The following is a 24243-nucleotide window of genomic DNA, read 5'->3' as shown; positions in this document are numbered from 1 at the left end:
GGCTGCCGGTTCGGCAGCGGGTTGTGTGCTTAAGGGGGTTAGAACAGTTCTTCCAGGTCGCCGCGGTTCAGCGCTTCCGTGTAGAGGTGTTTGAACACCGTGCTGCCGTGTAGTCCGTCGTGTTCGAATTCGTTGGTGGTCCAGTAGTGCGAGTTGCCCACGCGCGAGAGGGTGTCGAGTTGCAGCCCGGAGTCGACGTACATGTCGTCGAAGTATACGGCGGCCTGCAGTGGCACCTCGTTGCGTGCCAGCTGGTCCGCGTCGTAGATCGTGCCGAAATGCGTGCTTTCCATCAGCACGTCCATGGCCGGCTTGAAGGGGCGGAGTGCCGCCTCCTGTTCGAACATCCATGGGAACATCGCTTCGCCGGTGAAGTTGAGCGGACGCTCCCCCGCATCGAATTCCGGATGCTCGTCACGTACACGCTGCGCGGCCCAACGAATAGGCGTCTCCAGTTCGCCGTTGGCGTAGATGAACTCCTGTAGCGGCCAGTACAGCGGGCGGGAGGCGGTGGCGTCCATGACCTTGGCGAGGAATTCGTCGGAGAGCTCGGAATCGGCGGATGCGGAGCCGTCGTCGTCAAGGAAGGCGTCGTCAAGAATCCAGTGGACGCGTTCGAAGCTTGGTTTCATGCCGAAATCGGAGCCGAGCATCTGGAAGCGTTCGACGGTGAGCGGATCACCGTTGGGCAGGCTCACGGGTTCGGCGGCGAGCCTGTCGGCGATGATGGCCGCACGCTCGACGTCCTGTGGGTAGCGTTTGTAGAATTGCGCGGTTTTGCGGGCCATGCGCGGGAAGGTGTGGCGGTATACGTCGGTGGCGTCGGCGGGGACGTGCGGGATGCCGCCGGTGGTGAAGCCGGCGGTCACGCCGCCCGGGAACAGCGAAAGATACGTCAACGTCAGGAATCCGCCATAGCTTTGACCAAGCGTGACCCAACGTGCGCCCCCGAATTCGGTGCGACGCAGATGTTCGAAGTCGCGCACGATGGAGTCCGCGAGGAAATGCTTAAGATATGCGGCGCCTTGCGTGCCGTCCATACGGTTCATGATGTGGGTGTCGACGCGGGAGGAACGCCCGGTGCCGCGCTGATCCGGCAGCACCACACGGAAATGCTTGATGGCCTCTTCAATCCACCCGTCAGAACTTGGGCTGAGCGGACGCGGGCCGGAACCGCCAGGACCGCCCTGCAAAAACACGAGCAGCGGCAGATCATCATGCACATGTTCGGGAGCGGTGACCACACGGTAGAACAGGCTGATCGATTCGCCATCGAACCCATGACCGGGCTCATGACCGGTCCAATCCAATGGCACCTTGATGGAACGATCCTCAATATGCAATCCGGGCACGTAGTATTCGCTCAGCAATGTCATGCGTTCACCTTTCCCTTGGCTTCATCGGCATGTTCAATACGATTGGTAACGTCCATCTCACCCACATGCGGAAACAACCTTACCTCACAAAAGCGGCTTTATCTTACCGCTATTTCATTCCTACGCATGATGGCGTCACCGCACATCTGACGCTAGGGTTGAACGCATGTCGAATCTCAAGCAGCGTCTCTTGTCGTGGATGCACGGCCATGTTTTCGCAGGCGATCTCATCATCACGATTGTTGTGGGGTTTCTGTTGTTCGGCGTGACCGGCAGCGTCACCTACAATCCGGGATTGCTGTTCGATCTCAGCCCTTCCGCGCAAATGGCATGGGAGATGGTGATGCTTGTTCCGCTGCTGATTCGTCGATGGCGGCCGCAGACCGGCGCATTGCTCTGCGTGGCATTAACCTTGGCGCATCTCATATTCGGCCCATGCCTGCTGGGTGCCGACATTCTGGCATTGTTCATGCTGTATTCGGTGATCGTCTACGGCAATCCCAAAAACACGAAAGCCTTCATTGTTCTGGCGTTGGCCATCGGTCTTCTGGCTTCGGCGCTGATAGCATGGACCATGACCAATGGACCGCTGCTCACCGGAGGCAAAGTGCATACATGGAGCAGCTGGAATAGCTCAAATCCGAATGACACTATGGTCACGGAAGACATCATCGGTTCCATTTACACGGGAACATCCATGCCGAAAGTCGCCGGCATGGTAGCGCAATACATGCTGACACTAACGCCGATTGAAGTATGCATTATTTCTACCATTGTTATGTCGTTCTGGCATCGTGCGCGCATGGCAACCGTTCGCATGATGCGGGAACGCAATGAGGCAATCGCCGCGCGAGATCAGGATGAGCGTGATATCGCGGCGTTGGCGGAACGTGCACGTATCGCACGCGACATGCACGATGTGGTGGCACACACCTTGTCGATCATCATCGTGCAGTCTGATGGTGGCCGCTATGCGGGTACGCATGATCCTGCAGTAGCCCGAAACACCATGGAGACGATTCGGCATGAATCGGAACGCGCATTGCATGACATGCAACGTCTTCTGGGAGTGTTTGGGGGCTCACCGCACGCCGATTATAACGATATCGACAATCTTGTGGAACAAGCGCGAAACGTCTCCCCCGACATTCGAATACGACGGAGTCTCACCGGCACCGTCAGTCCTGAACAACTCGGCGGACCAGCTTCGGCGGCTTCCTATCATATGGTCCAGGAAGCGCTGACGAATATCCGCAAGTATGCGGGGCCGCATGTCGATGTGTATATCAAGGAATCATGGAACAACGGTTTGCTCACTTTGACCGTCACTGACAATGGTCGCGGAGCCGCGGCCAGTATCGACGGACATACTCCAGGCTATGGCCTGTTGGGCATGAGGGAACGTATCGAATCGGCCGGAGGCTCATTGCAGGCCGGCCCTCGACTTGGCGGAGGCTTCGAGGTCACGGCCATACTGCCCTACGGCGGCAAGGAACCAGCGATAGATGGAACCGGCAAACGGCATGTATCGGAACAGCAATCCGAATCACATGCAACTGCCACATCCAACAAGGCGGACCTATCAGACGTGGCAATCACACGCAACACAGCCGTCAGCATATCGGCACGAATACCAAATCAGCCATCGGAGCAAACGCAGGAAACCACACAATCGGCCGGTCGCAATCATCGTTCGAACGCTTTGCAACATCTGCGCATCACCGCGCCCAACCTGCATGATTTGCTCAAATCATTGAAACTGGAATCCGTGGAACTTGCAAATACATCCAATGCGCACAGTTCGAATTGGGTGGAACGTGTTTCCGCGTGGACGCAGCATCATTATGTGCTCATGGATACCGTTGGTGCCGTGGTAGCGGTCATGCTGCTGAATCTCATGTCGATTACGTTCTTTTTTGATAGTTCATCTCATGCGCAGCTCTCTCATACGATCGCCGTATGCTGCTTGCTGGCACTGGCTCTTCGCCGCAGGTTCCCCGAGACTTGCGCGCTTATTGTGTTCGTATTGTCGGTTACGCAATTGGTGTTTCTGGGATCGATTGAGGTCGGGCACATCGTAGCGTCGTTGTGCGCACTGTATTCAGCCGTATTGTATGGGCGTGAACACGCATGGCGTTGGACCGGTCTTGCCGCTGTCACCTGTTCAGCTCTGATGGGCTTGAAAATCGCAGCTGACCAACATGGATACACTACCCTGTTCGATGCCATCGCCGCTTCCGTGGGCTTGACAAAACCGGTTTCAGCCACGGCAAGTAGTGGTGCAGCGCTCTTTACCGGCATTATGTATACGGTTGCAGTGTTGATGCTGTGCGCCGGCATCATGGCGTGGGCGCGGTGGACGCGGTCCAGTGATTCCAACGCACTGGTGTTGCAGGCGCGAGAGGAAGCGCTGATGGCCGAGCAGGAGAAGCAACGCATTCTCGCGGCAAATATGGAACGCGACCGTATCAGTGCCAATATTCAGGCTGAGGTCACTGCCACATTGAACAGTGTAATCAATCAAGCCGTCGATGGCATTCGCATGTTGGATGATGCCGAGGCTCAAGGCAAGGAGCCGACCGCCGACGAGATTTCCTCGGCGTTCAAGGCAATCGGCGAGCAGGGGCGAGCCGCGCTCAAACGTATGCGCGAACTGCTTGGCATGCTGCGCGAAACCGGTTTCAGCGATAGCTCCCACGCCAACGGCTCGAATGAACTGCAATTGCGGCCGGTCGCATCGTTGGATGAACAGTTGCAGCACATGCCCCGATAACCAATTCAGGGTTTTTCAGGGAGATTTAAGGGTTTATTTCGCGCTGTGAGCGGAACATGCCGATAAGGTGGAGAGTATGAGTGAAGAACAGAAGATTCATGTGGTCATTGCCGATGACCAAGAATTGGTACGTACCGGTTTTGCCATGGTGATCGGCTCCCAACCCGATATGGCAGTCGCGGCACAGGCTCGCGATGGTGCGGAAGCCTTGGCGTTGGCGGAAACACTACATCCTGATGTGGTGTTGATGGATGTGCGTATGCCAGGCATGGATGGTATTGAAGCGACTCGGCAGATCAGCGCGTTGCAGCATCGGTTCGCTGCCGATGGCACGAAATCAGAAGTCGCCCGTACCAAGGTGATTATTTTGACGACATTCGATTTGGATGAATATGTGATGGCGGCGATCAATGCCGGAGCTTCGGGGTTCCTGCTGAAGGATACGGAACCGGAAACGTTGTTGAATTCGATTCGCACGGTTTTTCAAGGTAATGCGATTATCGCACCGTCCGCCACGAAACGCCTTATCGAGAAAATGATGGAAGGCGATTTCATGGCTGCGAATGTTGGTGCACATGGAAATTCCACTGCTTCTTCCACTTCTGATTCGACGTACACCGATCCGGAATTAGATGAACTGACCGATCGCGAGCGCGAAGTGCTTATTGAGATCGCGCATGGATTGTCGAATCAGGAGATTGCCGACAAGCTTTTCATCAGCCTGACGACGGTGAAAACGCATGTGGCGCATATTCTGTCGAAAATCAATGCGCGAGACCGCGTCCAAGCCGTCGTGTTCGCCTATGAAAACCATCTCGTATAAAACCTTCATAAAAAACGCATTCAGGCAACAAAAATGCTCCTTCTTCCGAAGGAGCATTTTATTTAGTGATCTAGGCTTCCGCGAGCGCCTCAACCGGCGGCACCTTGGCCGCGCTGCGGGCGGGCGCGACACTGGCCAGCAATGCTGCCACAGCCGCCACGGCAAGCACAATGCCGTTGATTCCCCATTCAAACGGGAACACCACGGTGCCGTACAGACTGAACACCACGTATGCGCCCAGCCAGCCGAACAATGTGCCAAGCAGAATGCCGGCAAGGCCGGATACCACGGAGATGAGCAGCGCTTCGATGGCGAGTGACGCCCGCAGCTGGCCGCGGGTCATGCCGATGGCTCGCAGGGTGGCCGATTCGCGGGTGCGTTCGATCACCGATAGGGACAGTGTGTTGGCCACGCCGATCAAGGCGACCAGTACCGCCACGGCGATCAGTCCCACCATAAGCATCATCATGGAGTCGATCATCTGCGCCCAGGTGATGCGTTCGGCGATCGGTCCGGTCACTGTCGCATCAGTGCTCTTTTCCAATGCGGCCTGCATGTCGTTGTAGATGCCGTCGACGGAAACTCCCGACTTGTCAGTATCTGCTTTGACCAGCAACACATGGGTGGCGGCATCAAGGTCACCATTGGTGAAATGACTTTCATCCACGAATCCGACAGCTTCATACTGTGCGGATACGCGACGGTAGTCAGCTTGGTTTGCTTGCAATGTCAGCGAACGCGTAGCGTCGCCGTCCTGGTTCCATTCGGTGGAGAAATCAGCCGTGCCATTGGCGAACTGCAGCTCCTTGCCGGTTTGCGCATTGTATGTTGGCATGAGAACGCTATCACTGTCGATGGAGGCGTTACCCAAGTTGGCACGCATGACCTGCTTGACCTGATCGATGTTCTTCACACCGACCAGCAATGCGGACGTAGGCCGGGTTCCATCCGCTTTCTCCAAGGTCACGGAAACCGCCGGCGCATACAACGTGTCGGACACGCCGTTGATGTCGGCTACATCCTTGGCCATTTGCTGGCTGATGTCATCGCCCATGGCCACGATGTCGACGCTATAACGGGTGGCGAGTGCACCATTCATAGTCCCTTTGGCGCTAGCGGCACCGGTTGCGATGGTGGAAACCAAGGTGACGCCGATGAGCAGAGCGGCACCGGTTGCTGCGATGCGTCGCGGATTCTTCTGAATGTTGGCGTGTGCAACTGTTGCGGAAGATCCTGTCAGTGAGGCCAACGCTCCAGCGCCCTTCATGAGGGTCGGCATCCAGAACACCGCGGTGACCACCATGCCGAGGAACACCAGTGCAGCGCCGGCGATGGCTATGAGCAGAATCATCGTGAATTGATCGCTGTTCGCTTCCTCGCCGCCATTGGTGGCTTGTACCTGCCAGATGGAAAATACTGCCATGGCGATACCGACCACCACCATCAGAATACCGATTATGGCTCGAGTGAGGCTGGAACGACGGTTGTCGGTCAGTTCAATCGGGCGCAATGCCTCCAATGGCGTCACCGCAGTAGCGGAACGTGCGGATCCCAAGGATGCGAGCACCGTCACCACAATACCGAAGAGAATAGGCACGACGACGGCCTGCCAAGAGAAATTGAATCGCATACCCTCTTGCATGATGTCACTGACGCACATGCCCCACATGAGCAGACTTCCCAGCACCACGCCAAGCACGGATGCGACGAAGCCAAGCACTGCCGCTTCGAACAGCACGGAACCATACAGCTGGCCTTTCTTCGCGCCGATAGTGCGCAGCAAGGCGAGTGTGCGACGGCGTTGCGCCACGAGCACTTGGAACGTGTTGGCAATCACCAGTGCCGCCACGAACATGGCAAGCACGCCGAAGCACATGAGGAATGTGGTGACGATGTTGGTTTGGTTGCCGGTTAAGGATTTGATGCTTTCGTCACTGATCTGCTGTCGCGGCATCAAATCGAAATGCTTTGGCAGCAACGCTTTCACACTGTTGATGGTTTTTGCGGATGCGCTGTTTCCATCCAAGGCAAGGTCGAGGTATACCGTTGTTGTTCCGGTGGTGTTGAAATCGCCTGTTCCCTGCATTGCGGCAAGCAGATTGTTGGATCCTACAATCGCACCACCATAGTACGAGTAGGCACCGTTTGGATCGGAGGTGAGTCCGACCACGCGCACGTTGTCCGCTTTGGCTTTGCCATCGGCGCCTACCTCATATCGGGAGGTCAGGCTTACAGTGTCGCCAATGCTGACGTTCAGCTGCTTCGCCATGTCTTCCGGCAGTGCGACTTCGTTGGAGTCCTTCGGCTGGTCCCCTTTCGTAATATTCACGGGGAGCATGTTCTTCTGTGCCGCGGTGGAGATGATCTCACCGCTGATGGTGCTGTCTCCCTTGGAAACGCTGACGCCGGTTTCCACCGAGGCGCGAACGCCGTCGACCCCTTCGATGCCGGCGATCTGGTCGAGATGGAAGTCGCCGACAGTGCTGGAGTACGCTTCGTTGAGTTCCTCATCGCTCAGGTCGGAGCTGTTGACGGTCACCGCATAGTTGGCGTTTCCGAACATGGCGGTCAGCCGCCGCGTCAGGGAGTCGTTCATGGCATTGCCGAACAGGAAGGTGCTGGCGATGAACGCTGTGCCGATCATGATGGCGATGCCTGCGGGTATGAGCATGCGCTTGGTTTTTCGCATGAGTTTCAAAGTGATGGACCACATGGTGGATTCTGTTCCCTTCTTCGAATGCTTCTACAGTGCGTTTAGTGGGAATGTCTCGCGGAAGCCACATTCATTGTGGCGGCTTCGCGTTCCTTCATCAGCAGTTCACTCATCTGGTCTGCTGTCGGCTTGTTCACGTCCGCCACGATCTGGCCGTCGGCGAACACGAGCGCACGGTCGGCGTAAGACGCGGCGACCGCATCATGCGTGACCATGATGATGGTTTGGCCAAGTTCGTTGACGGAACGTTTCAGGAAGCTCAGCACTTCGGCGCTTGATACGGAGTCAAGATTGCCGGTGGGCTCGTCTGCGAACACCAGTTTCGGTTTGGTGATCAATGCTCGTGCGATGGCCACACGCTGCTGTTGACCTCCCGATAGTTCGTTCGGACGATGATTGAGACGTTCCTTAAGGCCAAGCGTTTCCACCAGCAGACGCAACCACTGTCGGTCGGGTTTCGCTCCAGCCAAGGTCAATGGCATGAGAATGTTCTGTTCGGCGGTGAACATCGGCAGCAGGTTGAAGCTTTGGAAGATGAATCCGATGTCGCGGCGGCGCAGCAACGTAAGCTGGTTGTCGTTCATGCGCGTCAGATCGTCGCCATTGAATATGATGTGCCCGCCGGTTGCGGAATCCAGTCCTGCCAACGTGTGCATCAACGTGGATTTGCCGGAACCGGAAGGTCCCATAATCGCCGTGAATTTTCCTTTTTCAAAAGCGACGTTGACGCCACGCAACGCATGCACCGTGTTATTTCCGGAACCGTAGTCCTTCACAAGATCCACGGTTGCAATGGCCGTATTGGTAGCTTTGATGGTGTCCCCGATATCCATGCTGTCATTCCTTTCTTTGGATTACCTCCAAAATTACGGAAAAACAGCTGATTCAAATATCATGCGTTGGTCTGAATTATCATCTCATCCTTGAGAATGAGCAAAAATGAAACGTCTCATACCATTGATTTGTCAATCGTCGAGGAGTACACCATCCTGCGGAGGTTCGAGCCAGTACGACTCTTTTTCCACGCTGACGGTGGAAGCCCACCATGTCTGGTCCACGCCTGGCAGCGAACGGATGGACTCATCCACCACACGCCATAAGTCCTCGTCATCTCCGGCGATGATTTCGATGAGGTAGTCGGCGCCATTCAAACCGACCCCGCTCATTGCATATGTCACCTCGTCGATTGCTAACAACTGTTCGACGTCGAGGCGATACGGAGGCTTCACACCGATGCCGAGAAACGCTTGGCGGAGTCCACCTAAACGCATGGGGCTTACCGTGGCCATAATACGCATCACACCGGAATCCTCCAGTTTTTTGACGCGCCCACGAATCGCGGTGTGCGTCACACCAAGATGTTCCCCCAGCATGGCGTAGCTTGCCCTGCCGTCTTTCTGCAATTCGTTGAACGTGTGCACGAATCGCGCGTCCAACCGATGCACGGGAATATCGGTGCCGACGCTGGCCTCACGTTTGGTCATGAATCCAGTTTCGCCGCGTTCGGCCAGCAGACGGTTGACTACGCTGACATTATGGTCGTCAAGCACCAATCGACCGCAGGAGAACACTTGCAGACGGGTCAATCCGGGCAGTGCGCGCAAATCGTACTTCAGGAAATGGTCCATACCTTCGGCTGAATACACCACGGCTTCGGCGATGATGTCGGCATCGCCCAGCGCGCAGACCACATAGGTGACCTGAGGCATGGCTTTGAGCATGGCGAGCGCCTCGTTGCGATTGCCGTTGATGCGCAGTCCCACAAGTACCTGACTGTAATTTCCGAAACTCAACGGATTGCATACGGGCACAATGGTCATGATGCCCGCATCGGTGAGCCGTTTGTAGCTTTCCGTCGCCGCATATACGGAAATGCCGATTTTATCGGCAAGCGCCTGCATGGTCATGCGTCCGTTGCATTGCAGTGCCGATACCACCTTCAAATCACGTGCGGTGATTGTGGTATGCCCTTCATCCTGCGTCATCACACCCCCTATGACAGCCATGTCATCACCCACACGCTGCCTGCGGCGGCGATGGCAATCACGAGAATAATCCAGTCGACAATTCTCATCGTAAGGTTGACCCGATATGTGCGTTTCACACCTTTCCGATTCAGGTTGAGTCCGCGCGATTCCATGGCCCAGTCCACGCTTTGGCTCATTTTGTAGGCGCGAATCAATACGGCGATGATGATCGGCAGATACGATTTGAACCGGTCTACGAGACGTACGAATATGTTACGTTTTTTACCTGCCGCATTGACTTTGCCGCTCAGATCAAGCCCGCGCGCACGCTGCGCTTCGGACACGGATTGGAAGATGGAAAAGAACACGGGAATATACCGTAATGCGGTTGCCAAGGTAAGCCCGGCCTTGTAGGGCACACCAAGCGAGGTAAGGCCACGAACCAGTTTGGTCTGGCTGGTGGTGAACAGCGTGATGAAACATGCAAAGCCGAGCGCTGGAATGCGCAGACCCATCACCGCCGCCATGAGCAGGTTCTCCTGCGTGAGACGCAACCATCCCCACTGCCAGAGCACGTGCGTTCCACTCTGGTCGAAGACCGGCCAAAGCACCACGATGAATACGATGAGCACGGCGAGGATCTTCCACACCCATCCAATGCGTTCGGCGGGCACACGGTCGGTGGCGAGCATCACATGTTCGAGAATGAGGATGCCGAGGATGAACGCCCAGTTACGCCATACGAGGCAAAGGGCCAGCATGACGATGGAGATGAGGAATTTGACGCGCGGATCGGTGCGATGTAACCATCCGTCGCCTGGCACATACAGGCCGGCATCCATCAGCGTTCCTCCTTGTCGCATTCATCCTTGGCGATTTTCAACAATACGTGGGTCGCTGATACCGGACCGCGCGACTTGTGCGGTTGCCGCGCCTGTCGCGCGGGCGATTGTTGCGCTTCCTGCGATTTGTCGATCGGTCCATATTGCACGATATGACCGTCTTCCAATTCGAGCACGTGCGTGCAATACCGATATACGGCACGCATGTCATGGCTGATCATGATGACGGTGACGCCATGCCGGTTGAGTTTTCCCACGGTTCCAAGGAATCGTGATGCGAGACGATGGTCGAGACCCGCCGTAGGTTCGTCGAGGACGAGTATTGGCGTGCGCATGGCGATCACCGAAGACAATGCCACCGCACGTCGTTCGCCGTAGCCGAGCGTGGCCGGCGAAACGTCCTCATACCGGTGCAGGTCGAACAATGTCATCATTTCGTCGACACGTTTGAACACGGTGGCCGCGTCAAGTCCGAGCGCGGTCGGACCGAACGCGATCTCCTCTTTGGTGCTGGAGCAGAAAATCTGATGGTCGGGATTTTGGAATACTAATCCGACGTGCGCGGCCATTTCGCCCACGCTATGCTTCGACACGTCGAGCCAATCCACATTCACGATTCCTTGCGTGGGTTGAATCAGCCCGTTCAGATGCTTGGCAAGCGTGGTCTTGCCTGACCCGTTGCGCCCGATAAGCCCTACGAAGGCGCCCTGTTCGATATCCAGGCTGACGTCGTCCAGTGCGGGAGACGCATTGCCGCCCTGCCCATAGCGGTGCGTCACATGGTCCAGACTGATGATCGCATGCTTCGGCTTGACGTCGTTCCTTACCGGCAACGCCTTGATGACGGGAGACGGTCCGCCACTCACCCGCACGCCGGAGGATTCCAACAGTCGACGTTCCCGGGTAAGTAGGCTGGCGTCTCCATTGCGCACCACTTCACCGTTGACCATGAACAGCACCTGATCGGCCCAGTAGTCGATGTGTTCGGTATCCTGCTCGGCCATGATCACCGTCATGGAACGGGTCTGGCGAATGCGGTCGAGCACGTCGAACACTTCCTGCTTGCCTTCGGGGTCGAGGGCCGCGGTGGGTTCGTCAAGAATAAGCACATCGGGTTCCGCCGCGAGCGCGGCGGCGATGGCCACGCGCTGCATCTGGCCTCCCGACAGGCTGGTCGGTACACGTTTGCGGTATCCGGCCATGCCGACCAAGTCGAGCATGATGTCGATCTGCTTGTCGATGATGTTTGGGGCTACTCCGCGGTTTTCCAGCGGGAAAGCGATCTCATCCTCGACACTCGAGCAGAACAGCTGCGCTTCCGGATCCTGTTGCACGTAGCCGACGCGCTCCGACAGTGCCGAGACGGAGTGTCTGCTCGTATTCATGCCGTTGACTTCCACGACGCCACTCATGGTGCCGTCGGCCAGGTTCGGAATGATGCCGGCCAATGCCATGCATAGCGTGGATTTGCCCGCTCCGGTCGGTCCGATGATGCCGACGAAGGATCCGGACCGGATGTCGAAGCTGACGCGCTTGAGACTTTCCACCGGCTTGCCCCCGTCGGTCAGTGGCGCGTACTTCCACCCTAAGTCGCGAACCGTAATCATGACGCCCACCCCGTGCTTTCACGCATTTTTTCCGCAGACGGCAACCGCATTTCACAATAAAAACCCGTGGAATCGCCTTTCATCGGCAAATCCACGGGCCTGCCTTCACATGATATTAATGTATCACTCCCCCGCCTTAATACCGAGGTTGCCCAAACGTACCAGCGGCGGATAGGCCTGACGAACGGCGGTGAACAGCGCGAAGCCCACAATCAGACCCACCGCCATCTGGAAGGAGTTGCCCGCGATCTCGCCCAACGCCGGGCCAAATCCGGAAAGGATTCCGCCTGCGATGAAATAGCCGAACACCTTCCATACGCCTGCGATCACCGATCCGATGATGATGTTCGCTGGATTGAATTTCTTGACGAGCAGGCCCACGAGCACGGCCTGCAGGCCATCGATGACGAACGTGAAGATGGCCCACTGCGGATAACCGGAAATCAGATCGCTCAACGCCGGGCCAAGACCGCCGATAACGCCGCCCACCCATGGTCCGAACGCATACGCGCTGAAATAGATCATGGTGTCGGACAGGTTGAGGTAGCCACGGATCGGGGTCGGGATCTTCACGAGCATGGTCAGCACCGTGGTGACCGCGGTCATAATGGCGATCAGCGGAATGGCGTTGACCTGCAACGCCTTTTTGATATCGTTCTTGACTTCTTGGGCCATGATCTCTTCTCTCTTTACGTTATTCTCAATATCATCGGTAATGCTTGTATTTTTGAAAGAATCTAATGTTTTTTCTTTCAAAGAAAAGAATTGAGATATTGCTTTTCGCAACAACCGCAGATTCTATACCAGCTGTAATACATTGAGATGACATCGTTTGCAGATACGCCGAAACGGTCTGCGACACCACCCCTTCTTTTCGGTGTCGCAGACCGTCTCATTTGTTTAGGATGGCGCTATTCCGCCGATCCGATGCATTTCACTTGGCAAGACCAGATTCGCGCAGAGCCGCGAAACCACCCTTGAGATCGTCGAGGATGTCCTCGATGTTCTCGATGCCGATGGACAGGCGGATGGTGCCCTGGTGGATGCCCTGATCCTCCAGCTCCTCCAGGGTCTCCTGGGAGTGGGTGGTGGAGGCCGGGTGGATCACCAGGCTCTTGGCGTCGGCCACGTTGGCCAACAGGCTGAACAGGTGCAGGTTGTCGATGAATACGCGTGCCGCGTCCTTGCCGCCCTTGATGTCGAAGGTGAAGATGGAGCCGCCGCCATTCGGGAAGTACTTCTTGTACAGATCGTTGTCCTTGCGGCCTTCGATGGACGGATGGGAGATGGACTCGACCTCCGGCACGGTCTTCAGATAGTCGATGACCTTCAGCGCGTTCTCAACATGGCGTTCGACGCGCAGCGACAGGGTTTCGGTGCCCTGCAGCAGCAGGAACGCGGAGAACGGGGACAGCGTGGCACCGGTGTCGCGCAGCAGGATGGCGCGGACACGGGTCACGAACGCGGCGCCACCGAGGGCCTCGTAGAAGTTCAGGCCGTGGTAGGAGGGATCCGGCTCGGTCAGGGTCGGGAACTTGCCCGGCACCTCGGCCCAGTTGAAGCTGCCGCCTTCCACGATCACACCGCCGAGGGTGGTGCCGTGGCCGCCGATGAACTTGGTCGCGGATTCCACCACGATGTCAGCGCCGTGCTCCAGCGGACGGAACAGGTACGGGCTGGCGAAGGTGTTGTCGACGATCACCGGCAGATGATGCTTGTGGGCGATGGCGGTGATGGCCTCGAAGTCGGGCAGGTCGGCGTTCGGATTGCCGAAGGTCTCGAAGTAGACGAGCTTGGTGTTCTCCTGGATGGCGTCCTCGAACTCCTGCGGATTCTCGGCGGAGACGAAGGTGGTGTTCACGCCGTCGCGGGGCAGGGTGTGACGCAGCAGGTTGAAAGTGCCACCGTACACGTTCTTGGCGGCGACGATATGATCGCCGGACTGGGTGATGTTGCGCACCGCGTATTCGACGGCCGCGGCGCCGGATGCGACCGCGAGGCCTGCGGTGCCGCCTTCGAGGGCGGCGATGCGATCCTCGAACACGGCCTGGGTGGAGTTGGTCAGGCGGCCGTAGATGTTGCCCGGATCAGCCAGTCCGAAACGGGCCTCGGCGTGATCGAAGTTGTGGAAGACGTAGCTGGTGGTCTGGTAGATCGGCACGGCACGGGAATCGGTGGCCGGATCGGCCTGTTCCTGGCCGACGTGCAGCTGCAGGGTTTCGAAACGGTAGTTCTTGGTATCCGCCATGATGATGCTCCTCGTGGATTGTTGGGTGGTGGTTCTCATCGTGCTGCCCGACTATCCGTTCCCCCGTGGGGTTCGGTTGGCCGGCTGTTGGTAGTGACAATAAACCGGCGGACAAGGCCGGCGCAAGCTGAACGTTATCGCACTTGCCTATACCCCCTTATCAACCCTTGGAATCATTGGCTTCGGCAGGGCTTTCAACCATCGGGGAAACCGGTCGCAAAACGCGCGACACGCCGAAAAGCGCCATGCCGAAGAGTGGATCGCGGCGAGGCCGGGAACGCGCGGATCGCCCCATGGGGTGAAGCCGCGTGTGAAGTCAACGGGAATGTCTACAACCGGGAGACGAACGATCGATTGAAGATCATGAACGATTCGCAGTGAAAGAGGTTTCCCATGGATGATGCGATCCTGTTCGACCGTGACCCGCGTTATATCCCGCGCATGGCCGCGGTCCATGACATGTGCGGTTACGGCAAGTGCTCCCTGACGGCGGCCATTCCGATCCTGTCGGCGGCCGGCTGCGACGTATGCCCGGTGCCCACCGCCCTGTTCTCCGCGCATACGCGCTACGCCGTGTACACCTTCCACGATACGACCGATATTCTGGACGGCTATCTGGATGCCTGGCGCAAGGAGAATGTGGAGCTTGACGGCGTGTATTCCGGATTCCTCGGCTCGGCGCAACAGGTCGCGATCATCAAACGCCTGTACGCCGAATACCCGCATGCCCTGCGTCTGGTCGACCCGGTGATGGGCGACGGCGGCCACACCTATCCCACGTACACGCCGGAACTGTGCGAGGCCATGCGCACATTGGCGGACGGCGCGGACGTGCTTATGCCGAACCTGACCGAAGCTGCCATTCTGACCGGCCGTGAATACCCTGGGCAGGATCTCGACGATGCGCAGGTGGGCGAAATCGTCGACGCGCTGCTGGCTTTGGGCGCAAGGAACGTGGTGTTGAAGGGCATCGATCGCGGTGACGGCAAGATCCGCAATATCGTGGCCAGCGCCACGACCGGCGCGGCGGGCCGCCACGAGCTCGTGCACGACAAGCTGCCGTTCATGACGCACGGCACCGGCGATGCGTTCGCCTCGGCGTTGTGCGGCGCGGTGATGGCGGGCAGACCGTTGGCCGAATCCGCGCATATCGCCGGTGAATTCGTGCGCCATGCCATGGAACACACGCAATCCCAGCCGCATCATGAGGAGCGTGGCGTGAGCTTCGAGCTGGATTTGGATGAGATGACACGGCTGATGCGCCGCTAGCAGTTCCGATCATCGCCGCGTCGCCCCCCGATTTGCCTGCCGGACGATTGTGGATAGCCGTGATTTATCCACACGCTATCCACGACACGCCCGGCGACGGGGGTCCCGTCCACATCGCCCGTACGGCTGGCGCATCCGCGCCCGGCCACGGCACAGTGGACCCATGATCGATACAAGCACTGTTCAGCAATCCCGATTCGTCGGCGGGCGTTCCGACGAGCATTCCGGCGAACAGCCCGGCGAGACGATGGAGTCCATCGCCGCCCGCCTCTGCGGCAGGGAGGTGTCCAGCCGGCAGGTGGGTACACTCGGCGAATCCTATGCGGCCGCATGGTTGGAACGCCGCGGCTGGCGCATCCTGGACCGCAACTGGCATTGCCGGTATGGCGAACTCGACATCGTCGCGCTCAGCGCGGACGGCCAGATCGTGTTCGTCGAGGTGAAAACGCGGCGCGGCAGCCGATTCGGCACGCCGCAGGAGGCGGTCACCCCGTCCAAGCAGGCGAATCTGCGCCGTGCCGCCCTGCAATGGTTGGAGGAGTCGGGGCCTCGTTTGAGACGCAACGGCATGCGTTTCGACGTCGTCACCGTGACCGTGCATGACGGGCAGGTAGCGGTCCATTGCATTCCGGGGGCGTTCTGATGGCGATCGGCGGCACGTTATCCGTGGGGCTTGTCGGTCTGAAGGCGTTCACCGTCACGATGCAGGCGTTCATCAGCCCCGGTCTTCCCTATTTCTCCATCATCGGCCTGCCCGACACTTCCCTATCCGAAGCGCGTGAACGTGTGAAATCGGCATGTCAGGCGAGCGGTTTCCCCTGGCCGCAGACGCGCGTGACGGTGAACCTCTCCCCCGCGTCGATGCCGAAACGCGGCTCATCCTACGATCTGGCCATCGCCGCCGCGGTGTTATGCGCGGCGGGCACGATACCCCATGAAAGCCTGCTGTCCACGGTGGTGGTCGGTGAGGTGAATCTCGACGGCACGGTGCTGCCGGTGAACGGTTTGCTGCCGATCCTGCTGCACGCCCGCGAACAGGGCATCGAACGGGTGATCGTGCCGCAGGCGAATATGGATGAGGCCGGGCTGATCGACGGATTGGATACGCTTGGCGTGCGCCATGTGGGCGAACTGATCGAGATGATGGGCGGCGAAGCCAGCTACCGGTTGCCGGACGAACCGACCGGACAGGTCGCCACGACGGATGGCGCGCCTTCGATGGTGGTTCCCTCCGCGGGGGATATGAGCGAGGTGGTGGGGCAGGAATACGCGAAATGGGCGATGGAGGTCGCCGCCGCGGGCGGGCATCATCTGCTGATGACCGGCCCTCCGGGTTCCGGCAAGACAATGCTGGCCTCGCGCATGCCCGGCATCATGTGCCCACTGACGGAATCCGAACAGCTTGAGGTGGCTACGATCCGTTCGCTGTGCGGCACGCTGCCCGCATACGGCATCAGCGACGTACCGCCGTTCGAGGCGCCGCATCACACGTCCTCCACCCCGGCGCTGGTGGGCGGTGGCAGCGGCGTGGCCATGCCCGGCGCGATCACGAAGGCGCATCGCGGTGTGCTGTTCATGGATGAGGCTCCGGAATTCTCGGCACGTTCGCTGCAGACGTTGCGCGAACCGTTGGAATCCGGGTATGTGGCCGTGTCCCGTTCGAAGGGCACGGCCTACTATCCGGCTTCGTTCCAGCTGGTCATGGCGGCGAACCCCTGCCCGTGCGGCATGTCGTACGGCACCGGCGAGCGCTGCAGTTGCACGGAGCGGGAACAGCAACGGTATTTCGCCCGCCTGTCGGGGCCGATTCTCGACCGCATCGACATCCAGGTCGAGGTGCCTCCCGTCTCCCGCATCCTGCTTGACCGTGACATGCTCGAGCCACGTCCGTCCAGCGCCGATATCCGGGCGCGCGTCATCGAAGCGAGGAAGACCGCGCGGGAGCGGTTCTCCGGCATGGGTTGGACGTGCAATGCGCAGGCTTCGGGATCGTGGATGCGCGAGCATCTGTCGCGCAAGGCGCTCGAACCGGTCAATGAGGCGTTGGAGACGCAGCGTTTGAGCCTGCGCGGCGCGGATCGGGCGATGCGTTTGGCGTGGACGCTCGCCGATCTCAAGGGATTGTCCAGTCCGGGTCGCGACGAGGTGACTCAGGGCATCGCTCTGCGCACCCATGTGTGATGTTGTGGAGGAAACATGTGAAGGGAGTGAATCTCATGGCAGTAGGGCAACCCCATTATTCCCGCCCGCGGGAGGATGCGTTGGCCCGCGCGGTGCTGACGTTCTGCCTCGATGGTGCGGATGCGTTGATGTATGCGACGGTCAAGGGCGCGGGGAATGCTGCCGAGGCGTTGCGTCTGCTCATCGAGTCCCTTCCCGGTACGGCCGGGTGCGATGCCGCGATGCGCAAGCTGGAGGGGACGTTCCTTGTCGGATTGTCCCGTTGGGGGCGCAAACCGGATAATCGTGCGATCAAGGTGTTCCGGCGTTCCGTGGAGGGCTGGCATGCGCGGCTTGGCGTGTTGCCGTCGTTGGATTGGCATGGCTTGGAAGGCTGGTTCACCATGGATGGCTCGCAATGGTTGATCGGCCCGCAGGATGACGTATGGCCGGCCCAGTTGGCGGATTTGTCGACACATAAGGATTGGGCCGCTCCCCTGTGCCTGTGGGGTATGGGCGATGAGCGCGCGTTGACGAGCTGCGCGTCGCCGGTGGCGGTGGTCGGTTCCCGTGGCGTGACCGATTACGGGCGGCGTGTGGCCCGTGAGGTTGCCGCGCGGGCCGCGGCGGATGGGCATCTGATCGTTTCCGGAGGCGCGTTGGGTACGGATGCCGCGGCGCATTGGGGTGCGCTTGACGCACTCCGGCAGCGGGGGCTTGAAGCGGCGGGCAGGACCATCGCGGTGTTCGCGGGCGGACTCAACCATATCGGCCCCTCGTCGAACATACGTCTGTTCGAGGCGATGCGGGAGTATGGCGGTGCGTTGATCAGCGAGATGTGCCCGGATACCATTCCCGAGGCCCGTCGGTTCCTGTTGCGCAATCGCATCATCGCGGCGTTGGCGTCCACCGTCGTGGTGGCCCAGGCGCGTGTGCGGTCCGGCGCGTTGAACACCGCCGGCTGGGGTAATGATCTGAACCGTGTGGTTCTGGCGGCGCCCGGCGAGATCACCGCGCCGAATAACGCCGGTTGCAATCGTCTGATTTCGCGGGCCGAGGCGATCATCCTCACCAGCACGTCCGGCATCACCGAATTCTGTCACGCCCCGCACGAACCCATGTTCGCAGACGGCGACACGACGCGAGACATCACGCACGAGCCGAATGATGCGCATGATGTGAATGATGTGAATGATATGGGCGGCACGGCACTGTCGGCCTCGCAACGTGACCTGATCGGTGCGATCCGTTCCTGCAACCGCAGGCATCTGCATGCCACGCCAGACGCGCTGCTCGCCGCGCTCAACGCAGGTTCGCCCGCATCGGAACGCATCGGCATCGGCCAGGTGATGGCCGACATCGGCGCTTTGGAGGCTCGCGGCATGCTCCATTACGATGGGGTCGCCACACTGGCGTAGCGCATAACGCACAACGCGGAACCGTCAACGACCGACAGGCGCTACGCCAGCCAACGGCACTGATCCAAATCGACCCGCCACCCGCCATCGCCGGCATTGCCGCCCTCCTTGGGCGGCACGAACGTCACGCCCTCATCCTCCAACAGCGCACGCTGCGCGTCAGGACCGCCGAACGCGAACCCCGGAGCCAACGAACCGTCACGGAACACCACACGATGGCAGGGAATCACGTCCTGCTCCGGGTTGGCGTGCAACGCGTATCCCACCATCCTCGCGCAGCGCGGCGCCCCGACCAGCGCCGCGACCTGACCATAGGTGGCGACCCTGCCGCGCGGAATCCCACGCACCACCGCATACACGCGGTCATTGAACGATGCTTCGACCATGCCATCATTATGCGCCCGGAAACCCGGCGACGCGTCCGGTATCGAAACGTGTCCGCCCACGCTACACCCCAGCCGATTCAAGCCGGAAAACGCCCCGCAACCAATATGCGAGACAAGTCACCCCTTGTGTGACAATAACAAGTATGAGTCCGAAGCACTTGGAAGATATGTATGATGCGGTGATCGTCGGCGCCGGAGCGGCCGGCCTGTCCGCGGCATTGGGACTGCTCCGATCCGACGAGGTCAGAGAGATGAGGGAGAACGGCAGGGAGCCGAACATCCTCGTGATCTCGAAACTCCAATCCCTGCGCTCGCACACCGGCTCCGCCGAAGGCGGCATCGCCGCCGCGTTGGGCAACGTGGAGCACGACGACTGGCATTGGCATTACTACGACACCGTCAAGGGCGGCGACTGGCTGGTCGACCAGGATGCGGCCAAACTGCTCGCCGAGTATGCGCCCGAAACCGTCATCAATCTGGAACGTCAGGGCGTGGCCTTCTCCCGCACCCCGGACGGCCATATCGCGCAGCGTCGTTTCGGCGGCCATACCAGCGAGTTCGGCGGCCAGCCCGTCCGCCGCGCCGCCTACGCCGCCGACCGTATCGGCCATCAGATCCTGCACGCCCTGTGGCAGCAGTGCGTCGCCAACGGCGTGGAATTCGCCGAGGAATGGTATGTCACCAACTTGGTGCTCAGCGAAGACGGCACCCGCGCGGCCGGCGTCATCGCCTTCGACACCCACGCGGGCAAACTGCACGCCGTGAACGCACACAACGTGCTGTTCGCCACCGGCGGCGCAGGGCGTCTGTTCCATACCACCTCCAATTCCTGGGATCTCACCGGCGACGGCATGGCCCTGACCTTGGCGGCCGGCCTGCAACTTGAGGACTGCGAATTCGTGCAGTTCCACCCCACCGGTCTCGCCCACACCGGCATCCTATTGTCCGAAGCGTCCCGCGCCGAAGGCGGCGTGCTGCGCAACGCCGACGGCGAAGCCTTCATGGAGAAATACGCCCCCGGCCACGGCGATCTCGCGGCCCGCGATGTGGTGAGCCGTTCCATCATGGCCGAAATCGACGCCGGCCGCGGCGTCGCCGACCCGAAGGACCCGGACGGCCCCAAGGACTGCGTATGGCTCGACATGACGGGCATCAACCCCGAACACATGGAGCAAACACTCCCCCAGGTCGTCGAAACCATCCGCAAATACGCCGGCATCGATCCGACGCATGACTTCGTGCCAGTCAAACCCACCGCCCACTACACCATGGGCGGCATCCCCATCACCACCAGCGGCGAAGTGTACCGTTGGGAGGACGGCGAGCGCCATACCATCGAAGGTCTGTATGCGGCCGGCGAATGCTCCTGCGTATCCGTGCACGGCGCGAACCGACTCGGGGCGAATTCCCTGCTTGACGCATGCCTGTTCGGCGCCCGCGCAGGCAGGTCCCTCGCCTCCCGCATCGTCGAAACCGCGGCGAGCGGCGAAACCGACATCGTCGACGATGAGCAGGACGCGGCCATGAGCACCGCGCTGGATGCACGTCAGAACGAGCTTGATGCGCTGCTCGCGGGCGCGTCCGACAGCACCGATGACAACCCCTACCGTCTGATGGCCGAACTCGGGTCGACGATGGAACGCGCCGCCGCGGTGCGTTGCGACGCCGATTCCCTCGCCAAGGCCATCGCAACGATCGATGATGATCTCACCCCGCGTGCGCAGGCGCTCGCCGCGCACGACAAGGCGGCCACGTTCAATCAGGAGATCACCGCCATCTGGGAGGCGCAGCATCTGGTTGAGCTCGCCAAGACCATGCTCACGGCCTCCGACGCCCGTCATGAGTCCCGTGGTTCGTTGAAGCGCACCGATTTCCCCGATCGCGATGACGAGCATTTCCTCGCCCATTCCATGACGGACGCCGCGCATGAGGTCTCATGGCAGCCCGTCCACATCGTCGACATGCCTCCGAAGAAGCGTGAATACTGATGAGCATCATGACGATGATTTCCAGCCCTCGTAGCGGGCGACGCCTTATGGCACAATATCTTGCTGGATTCCACGAACAGGAGGCGCGCGCATGACGAACACCACGGTGACTTTGCGAGTGAACCGTTTCGCTCCACGTCCGGAGCGTAACCGCGATAGGGGCGGCAGCCCGTTCGCGCGCAAAAGCTCCCCCTTCGGTTCCTCCGCCGAGGCTCCGGCACGTCGTCGTCCACGCGGCAAGCAGTGGACGCAGGATTATGTGATCGAGGCCCGTCCGGAAGATACCGTCCTCGACTGTCTGCTGACCATCAAGCGCACCGTCGACCCGACGCTGGCGTTCCGCTATTCCTGCGGGCATGGCATGTGCGGCTCGGACGCAGTAGCCATCAACGGCACCCCCACGTTGCTGTGCACCGCCACGTTGAAGGATTGGGTCAAGCCGGAGCATACCGTCGTGCAGACGGATGATGAGGGATTCCGTCGCACCGATGACGTGAACGATGCGGATGATGCGGCTGGAGCCGATACCGCGAACGATGGCAGTCTCGGCGTCATCGAACTCGCCGCGCTCCCCGGTTTCCCCGTGCAGCGTGATCTCATCGCCGACATCGATCCGATGCTCGATCAGCTGAAGAAGCTCAAGCCCGCATTGGAGGCGGACGGCGTGCTGGCCACCACGAAGGACGGCAAGGTCGACGTGTTCGAATACCTGCAGAACCCCGAGCAGCTCGCACGGTACGAGCGTCTGACCAATTGCATCGCCTGCGGTGTATGCGAGGGTTCCTGCCCGGTGTTCGCCGGCGGCGACGCGTTCATCGGCCCTGCGGCGCTGATCTGGTCCAGCCGTTTCATCAACGATTCCCGCGACGTCAAGGCGGCCGAGCGTATGGATACCATCGACACCGCGGACGGTGTCGCCGCCTGCCAATCAGTGCGTGCCTGCTCGCGCCAGTGCCCGCGCGGCATCGATGTCGGCGAGGAGATGTGGCAGATCGTGGCCAAGGTCAGGGAACGCTGACGGGCGAGGCAAGCGGACGAGAAGGAGATGACTGTATGAATCACACCACTTACGAGAATCTGGCGAAGGTTTGGGATTACGTGGAGGAACATGCCACGGTCCGTCAGTCCGCCGAACTGGTCGAATTGCGGCATAAGGCGCAGGAGGCCGGTATGCCGCAGGGTTCCGCCACGCAGGCCGCTTTGCTGTCCACGCTGGTTCGTCTGACGAACGCGAAATCCGTCATAGCCATTGGCACCGGTTCTTTGGTGGAAACGTTGGAACTGGTGCGCGGCCTGGACGGTGAAGGTCAGCTGACCGCCGTGGACTCCTCCGCGGAGGGTATCGCCCTGATCCGCAAGTCCTTCGACCGCATTCAGGATGGCACCGGCACCACGCTGCGCGCGGTGAACGCCACCGCCGGCACATTCCTGCCTCGTTTGAACGCCAATGTGTACGATCTGATCGTCGTGGCCGGCGATGTCAGCAACTACGCATCGAGTTTCGAACAGGCGTCCAGACTGCTGCGTCCCCACGGCACGATCGTGTTCACGGATATGCTCGCGTTGGAGCATGATGACGCCAACGGCGGTGTGATCAATCCCGCCGACCGCTCCCCCAAGGCCACCGCCATGAGGGAACTGCTGGAAACCGTGGAATCCGATGAGCGTTTCGACACGGCGCTGACTTCCACTGGCACGGGTCTGCTTATCGCCGTCAAACGCTGAAACATCATCGCAGTAAACGGCACCGGCCATACCGGGGACCATATCGGGCAATAGGACGGGCGGAACATCTACGTAGGTGTTCCGCCCGTCCTATTGGTTCTGCAAGGAATGGGGTCGGGGAAGACTCGTGGGCAGAGGTTCGCTCACACGGGTCTTCCCCGAGCCCGTTCAGTCGTTCACCGGCTGTACAGGAGGTGTCATGTTCACGAAGCGATGCTGCCGGTGGCCACGCGAACCGCCTCGTTGGGATCGTCGGTGATGGTGACCAACTGCGAGTCGACGCCGCTGATCATGCCATTATCCTTCACCGGCCCGTTCAGCCAGTCGAACAGGCCACCCCAGTATTCGCTGCCGTACAGCACCACCGGTTTCCTATCCACCTTGTGCGTCTGCGTCAGGGTCAGCGTCTCGAACATCTCGTCCAGCATGCCGAACCCGCCCGGGCAGACGATGAAACCGGAGGAGTATTTGACGAACATGGTCTTGCGCACGAAGAAATACCTGAAGGTCATGCCGAGGTTCACGTAATCGTTGATGCCCTGTTCATGCGGCAGTTCGATGCCCAGTCCCACGGATGTGCCGCCGGCCAAGGCCGCTCCCCTGTTGCCGGCCTCCATGATGCCGGGGCCTCCACCGGTGATCACGGCGATGTTTTGTTCGGCGATGCGCCTGCCCATGCGTTCCGCCGCCTGATAATACGGGGAATCCTCCGGGGTACGAGCGGAACCGAAGATGGTCACGGCCGGACCGAGACTGGCGAGTGCATCGAATCCTTCCACGAATTCGGATTGGATGCGCAACACCCGCCATGGGTCCATGTGCAGCCAGTCGGACGGCTGTTCCGCTTGCAGCAGCGCCGCGGTGGAACTGTCTTTGGGGATGAGCTTGCCTCGGAGGATCTCTGGGCCGCGGCGGTAGGTACGGTCGAACGGTTTTCTGTTCATACGC

General features: G+C 59.8%; 19 protein-coding genes. 9 read left to right on the top strand and 10 right to left on the bottom strand.

The genetic code is table 11. From position 1 onward, the window contains the following. Positions 1-38: 38 nt before the first annotated feature. Positions 39-1376 carry an alpha/beta fold hydrolase gene (locus tag BUB29_RS04225; RefSeq protein ID WP_033521519.1) on the bottom strand — a complete coding sequence of 446 codons (1338 nt, stop codon included), beginning with the start codon at positions 1374-1376 and terminating at the stop codon, positions 39-41. A gap of 166 nt (positions 1377-1542) precedes the next feature. On the opposite strand from BUB29_RS04225, the gene BUB29_RS04220 reads away from it, so the two are divergent. Further along, positions 1543-4149: a sensor histidine kinase gene (locus tag BUB29_RS04220; RefSeq protein WP_033521520.1), complete on the top strand. Its 2607-nt coding sequence runs from the start codon at positions 1543-1545 to the stop codon at positions 4147-4149. Between the two features lie 76 nt (positions 4150-4225). Next, positions 4226-4972, top strand: coding sequence for a response regulator (locus tag BUB29_RS04215; RefSeq protein WP_033521521.1), 747 nt, complete (start codon positions 4226-4228; stop codon positions 4970-4972). A 70-nt stretch (positions 4973-5042) separates the two neighbouring features. Here the strand turns inward: BUB29_RS04215 and BUB29_RS04210 are convergent, their stop codons facing one another. The 7 genes from BUB29_RS04210 to BUB29_RS04180 form a co-directional block, all read right to left on the bottom strand. Further along, complete coding sequence (locus tag BUB29_RS04210; RefSeq protein ID WP_033521522.1) at positions 5043-7685, bottom strand: ABC transporter permease; 2643 nt, start codon at positions 7683-7685, stop codon at positions 5043-5045. Between the two features lie 41 nt (positions 7686-7726). Continuing rightward, the gene (locus BUB29_RS04205) at positions 7727-8518 is read right to left on the bottom strand and encodes an ABC transporter ATP-binding protein (protein ID WP_033521524.1); all 792 of its coding nucleotides are present in this window, start codon (positions 8516-8518) and stop codon (positions 7727-7729) included. Between the two features lie 132 nt (positions 8519-8650). After that, positions 8651-9691 (bottom strand): Lrp/AsnC family transcriptional regulator, encoded by a 1041-nt coding sequence (locus tag BUB29_RS04200; protein ID WP_081888429.1) that lies wholly within the window; start codon positions 9689-9691, stop codon positions 8651-8653. Next, positions 9679-10494 (bottom strand): energy-coupling factor transporter transmembrane component T family protein, encoded by an 816-nt coding sequence (locus BUB29_RS04195; RefSeq protein WP_033521527.1) that lies wholly within the window; start codon positions 10492-10494, stop codon positions 9679-9681. The genes BUB29_RS04200 and BUB29_RS04195 overlap by 13 nt, the downstream gene beginning before the upstream one ends. Next, positions 10494-12101 (bottom strand): ABC transporter ATP-binding protein, encoded by a 1608-nt coding sequence (locus BUB29_RS04190; protein WP_033522023.1) that lies wholly within the window; start codon positions 12099-12101, stop codon positions 10494-10496. Before BUB29_RS04190 ends, BUB29_RS04195 begins: the two co-directional genes overlap by 1 nt. 123 nt (positions 12102-12224) lie before the next feature. Then, positions 12225-12776, bottom strand: coding sequence for an ECF transporter S component (locus tag BUB29_RS04185; RefSeq protein ID WP_033521529.1), 552 nt, complete (start codon positions 12774-12776; stop codon positions 12225-12227). Between the two features lie 259 nt (positions 12777-13035). Further along, positions 13036-14349 carry an O-acetylhomoserine aminocarboxypropyltransferase/cysteine synthase family protein gene (locus BUB29_RS04180; protein ID WP_033521531.1) on the bottom strand — a complete coding sequence of 438 codons (1314 nt, stop codon included), beginning with the start codon at positions 14347-14349 and terminating at the stop codon, positions 13036-13038. A gap of 393 nt (positions 14350-14742) precedes the next feature. On the opposite strand from BUB29_RS04180, the gene BUB29_RS04175 reads away from it, so the two are divergent. The 4 genes from BUB29_RS04175 to BUB29_RS04160 all read left to right on the top strand — a co-directional run bounded on the left by BUB29_RS04175 (position 14743) and on the right by BUB29_RS04160 (position 19196). Next, positions 14743-15618 carry a pyridoxamine kinase gene (locus tag BUB29_RS04175; protein ID WP_033521533.1) on the top strand — a complete coding sequence of 292 codons (876 nt, stop codon included), beginning with the start codon at positions 14743-14745 and terminating at the stop codon, positions 15616-15618. A gap of 247 nt (positions 15619-15865) precedes the next feature. Continuing rightward, positions 15866-16261 (top strand): YraN family protein, encoded by a 396-nt coding sequence (locus BUB29_RS04170; protein WP_033522025.1) that lies wholly within the window; start codon positions 15866-15868, stop codon positions 16259-16261. Next, a complete protein-coding gene (locus tag BUB29_RS04165) occupies positions 16261-17799 on the top strand; it encodes a YifB family Mg chelatase-like AAA ATPase (protein ID WP_033521535.1) in 1539 nt (512 codons plus the stop codon). The genes BUB29_RS04170 and BUB29_RS04165 overlap by 1 nt, the downstream gene beginning before the upstream one ends. 35 nt (positions 17800-17834) lie before the next feature. Next, the gene (locus tag BUB29_RS04160) at positions 17835-19196 is read left to right on the top strand and encodes a DNA-processing protein DprA (RefSeq protein WP_051915146.1); all 1362 of its coding nucleotides are present in this window, start codon (positions 17835-17837) and stop codon (positions 19194-19196) included. A 41-nt stretch (positions 19197-19237) separates the two neighbouring features. On the opposite strand, the gene BUB29_RS04155 is transcribed toward BUB29_RS04160, so the two are convergent. Continuing rightward, positions 19238-19582, bottom strand: coding sequence for an MGMT family protein (locus BUB29_RS04155; RefSeq protein WP_033521539.1), 345 nt, complete (start codon positions 19580-19582; stop codon positions 19238-19240). Between the two features lie 143 nt (positions 19583-19725). Between BUB29_RS04155 and BUB29_RS04150 the strand changes: the two genes are divergently transcribed. The 3 genes from BUB29_RS04150 to BUB29_RS04140 all read left to right on the top strand — a co-directional run bounded on the left by BUB29_RS04150 (position 19726) and on the right by BUB29_RS04140 (position 23295). After that, entirely contained in the window at positions 19726-21570 is a 1845-nt protein-coding gene (locus BUB29_RS04150) for an FAD-binding protein (protein ID WP_033521541.1), read from the top strand. Positions 21571-21661: 91 nt separating this feature from the next. Continuing rightward, positions 21662-22588: a succinate dehydrogenase/fumarate reductase iron-sulfur subunit gene (locus tag BUB29_RS04145; protein ID WP_033521543.1), complete on the top strand. Its 927-nt coding sequence runs from the start codon at positions 21662-21664 to the stop codon at positions 22586-22588. A 35-nt stretch (positions 22589-22623) separates the two neighbouring features. After that, positions 22624-23295, top strand: a complete 672-nt coding sequence (locus tag BUB29_RS04140; protein ID WP_033521545.1) for an O-methyltransferase — start codon at positions 22624-22626, stop codon at positions 23293-23295. 203 nt (positions 23296-23498) lie between these two features. Here BUB29_RS04140 and BUB29_RS04135 read toward each other — a convergent pair whose 3' ends face one another. After that, a complete protein-coding gene (locus BUB29_RS04135) occupies positions 23499-24239 on the bottom strand; it encodes an LOG family protein (RefSeq protein ID WP_033521547.1) in 741 nt (246 codons plus the stop codon). Positions 24240-24243 lie beyond the last annotated feature (4 nt).

This window comes from Bifidobacterium merycicum DSM 6492, from assembly GCF_900129045.1.
In the GTDB taxonomy this organism is placed as follows: domain Bacteria; phylum Actinomycetota; class Actinomycetes; order Actinomycetales; family Bifidobacteriaceae; genus Bifidobacterium; species Bifidobacterium merycicum.
The sequence above is the reverse complement of the archived record's forward strand: the minus strand, read 5'-3'. Positions and strand labels throughout refer to the sequence as shown.

What these genes read in the sequence shown, in the direction of transcription:
- BUB29_RS04225 (WP_033521519.1), bottom strand. Translation starts at nt 1,376, where the DNA reads ATGACATTGCTGAGCGAATACTACGTGCCCGGATTGCATATTGAGGAT.
- BUB29_RS04220 (WP_033521520.1), top strand. Translation starts at nt 1,543, where the DNA reads ATGTCGAATCTCAAGCAGCGTCTCTTGTCGTGGATGCACGGCCATGTT.
- BUB29_RS04215 (WP_033521521.1), top strand. Translation starts at nt 4,226, where the DNA reads ATGAGTGAAGAACAGAAGATTCATGTGGTCATTGCCGATGACCAAGAA.
- BUB29_RS04210 (WP_033521522.1), bottom strand. Translation starts at nt 7,685, where the DNA reads ATGTGGTCCATCACTTTGAAACTCATGCGAAAAACCAAGCGCATGCTC.
- BUB29_RS04205 (WP_033521524.1), bottom strand. Translation starts at nt 8,518, where the DNA reads ATGGATATCGGGGACACCATCAAAGCTACCAATACGGCCATTGCAACC.
- BUB29_RS04200 (WP_081888429.1), bottom strand. Translation starts at nt 9,691, where the DNA reads ATGGCTGTCATAGGGGGTGTGATGACGCAGGATGAAGGGCATACCACA.
- BUB29_RS04195 (WP_033521527.1), bottom strand. Translation starts at nt 10,494, where the DNA reads ATGGATGCCGGCCTGTATGTGCCAGGCGACGGATGGTTACATCGCACC.
- BUB29_RS04190 (WP_033522023.1), bottom strand. Translation starts at nt 12,101, where the DNA reads ATGATTACGGTTCGCGACTTAGGGTGGAAGTACGCGCCACTGACCGAC.
- BUB29_RS04185 (WP_033521529.1), bottom strand. Translation starts at nt 12,776, where the DNA reads ATGGCCCAAGAAGTCAAGAACGATATCAAAAAGGCGTTGCAGGTCAAC.
- BUB29_RS04180 (WP_033521531.1), bottom strand. Translation starts at nt 14,349, where the DNA reads ATGGCGGATACCAAGAACTACCGTTTCGAAACCCTGCAGCTGCACGTC.
- BUB29_RS04175 (WP_033521533.1), top strand. Translation starts at nt 14,743, where the DNA reads ATGGATGATGCGATCCTGTTCGACCGTGACCCGCGTTATATCCCGCGC.
- BUB29_RS04170 (WP_033522025.1), top strand. Translation starts at nt 15,866, where the DNA reads ATGGAGTCCATCGCCGCCCGCCTCTGCGGCAGGGAGGTGTCCAGCCGG.
- BUB29_RS04165 (WP_033521535.1), top strand. Translation starts at nt 16,261, where the DNA reads ATGGCGATCGGCGGCACGTTATCCGTGGGGCTTGTCGGTCTGAAGGCG.
- BUB29_RS04160 (WP_051915146.1), top strand. Translation starts at nt 17,835, where the DNA reads ATGGCAGTAGGGCAACCCCATTATTCCCGCCCGCGGGAGGATGCGTTG.
- BUB29_RS04155 (WP_033521539.1), bottom strand. Translation starts at nt 19,582, where the DNA reads ATGGTCGAAGCATCGTTCAATGACCGCGTGTATGCGGTGGTGCGTGGG.
- BUB29_RS04150 (WP_033521541.1), top strand. Translation starts at nt 19,726, where the DNA reads ATGAGTCCGAAGCACTTGGAAGATATGTATGATGCGGTGATCGTCGGC.
- BUB29_RS04145 (WP_033521543.1), top strand. Translation starts at nt 21,662, where the DNA reads ATGACGAACACCACGGTGACTTTGCGAGTGAACCGTTTCGCTCCACGT.
- BUB29_RS04140 (WP_033521545.1), top strand. Translation starts at nt 22,624, where the DNA reads ATGAATCACACCACTTACGAGAATCTGGCGAAGGTTTGGGATTACGTG.
- BUB29_RS04135 (WP_033521547.1), bottom strand. Translation starts at nt 24,239, where the DNA reads ATGAACAGAAAACCGTTCGACCGTACCTACCGCCGCGGCCCAGAGATC.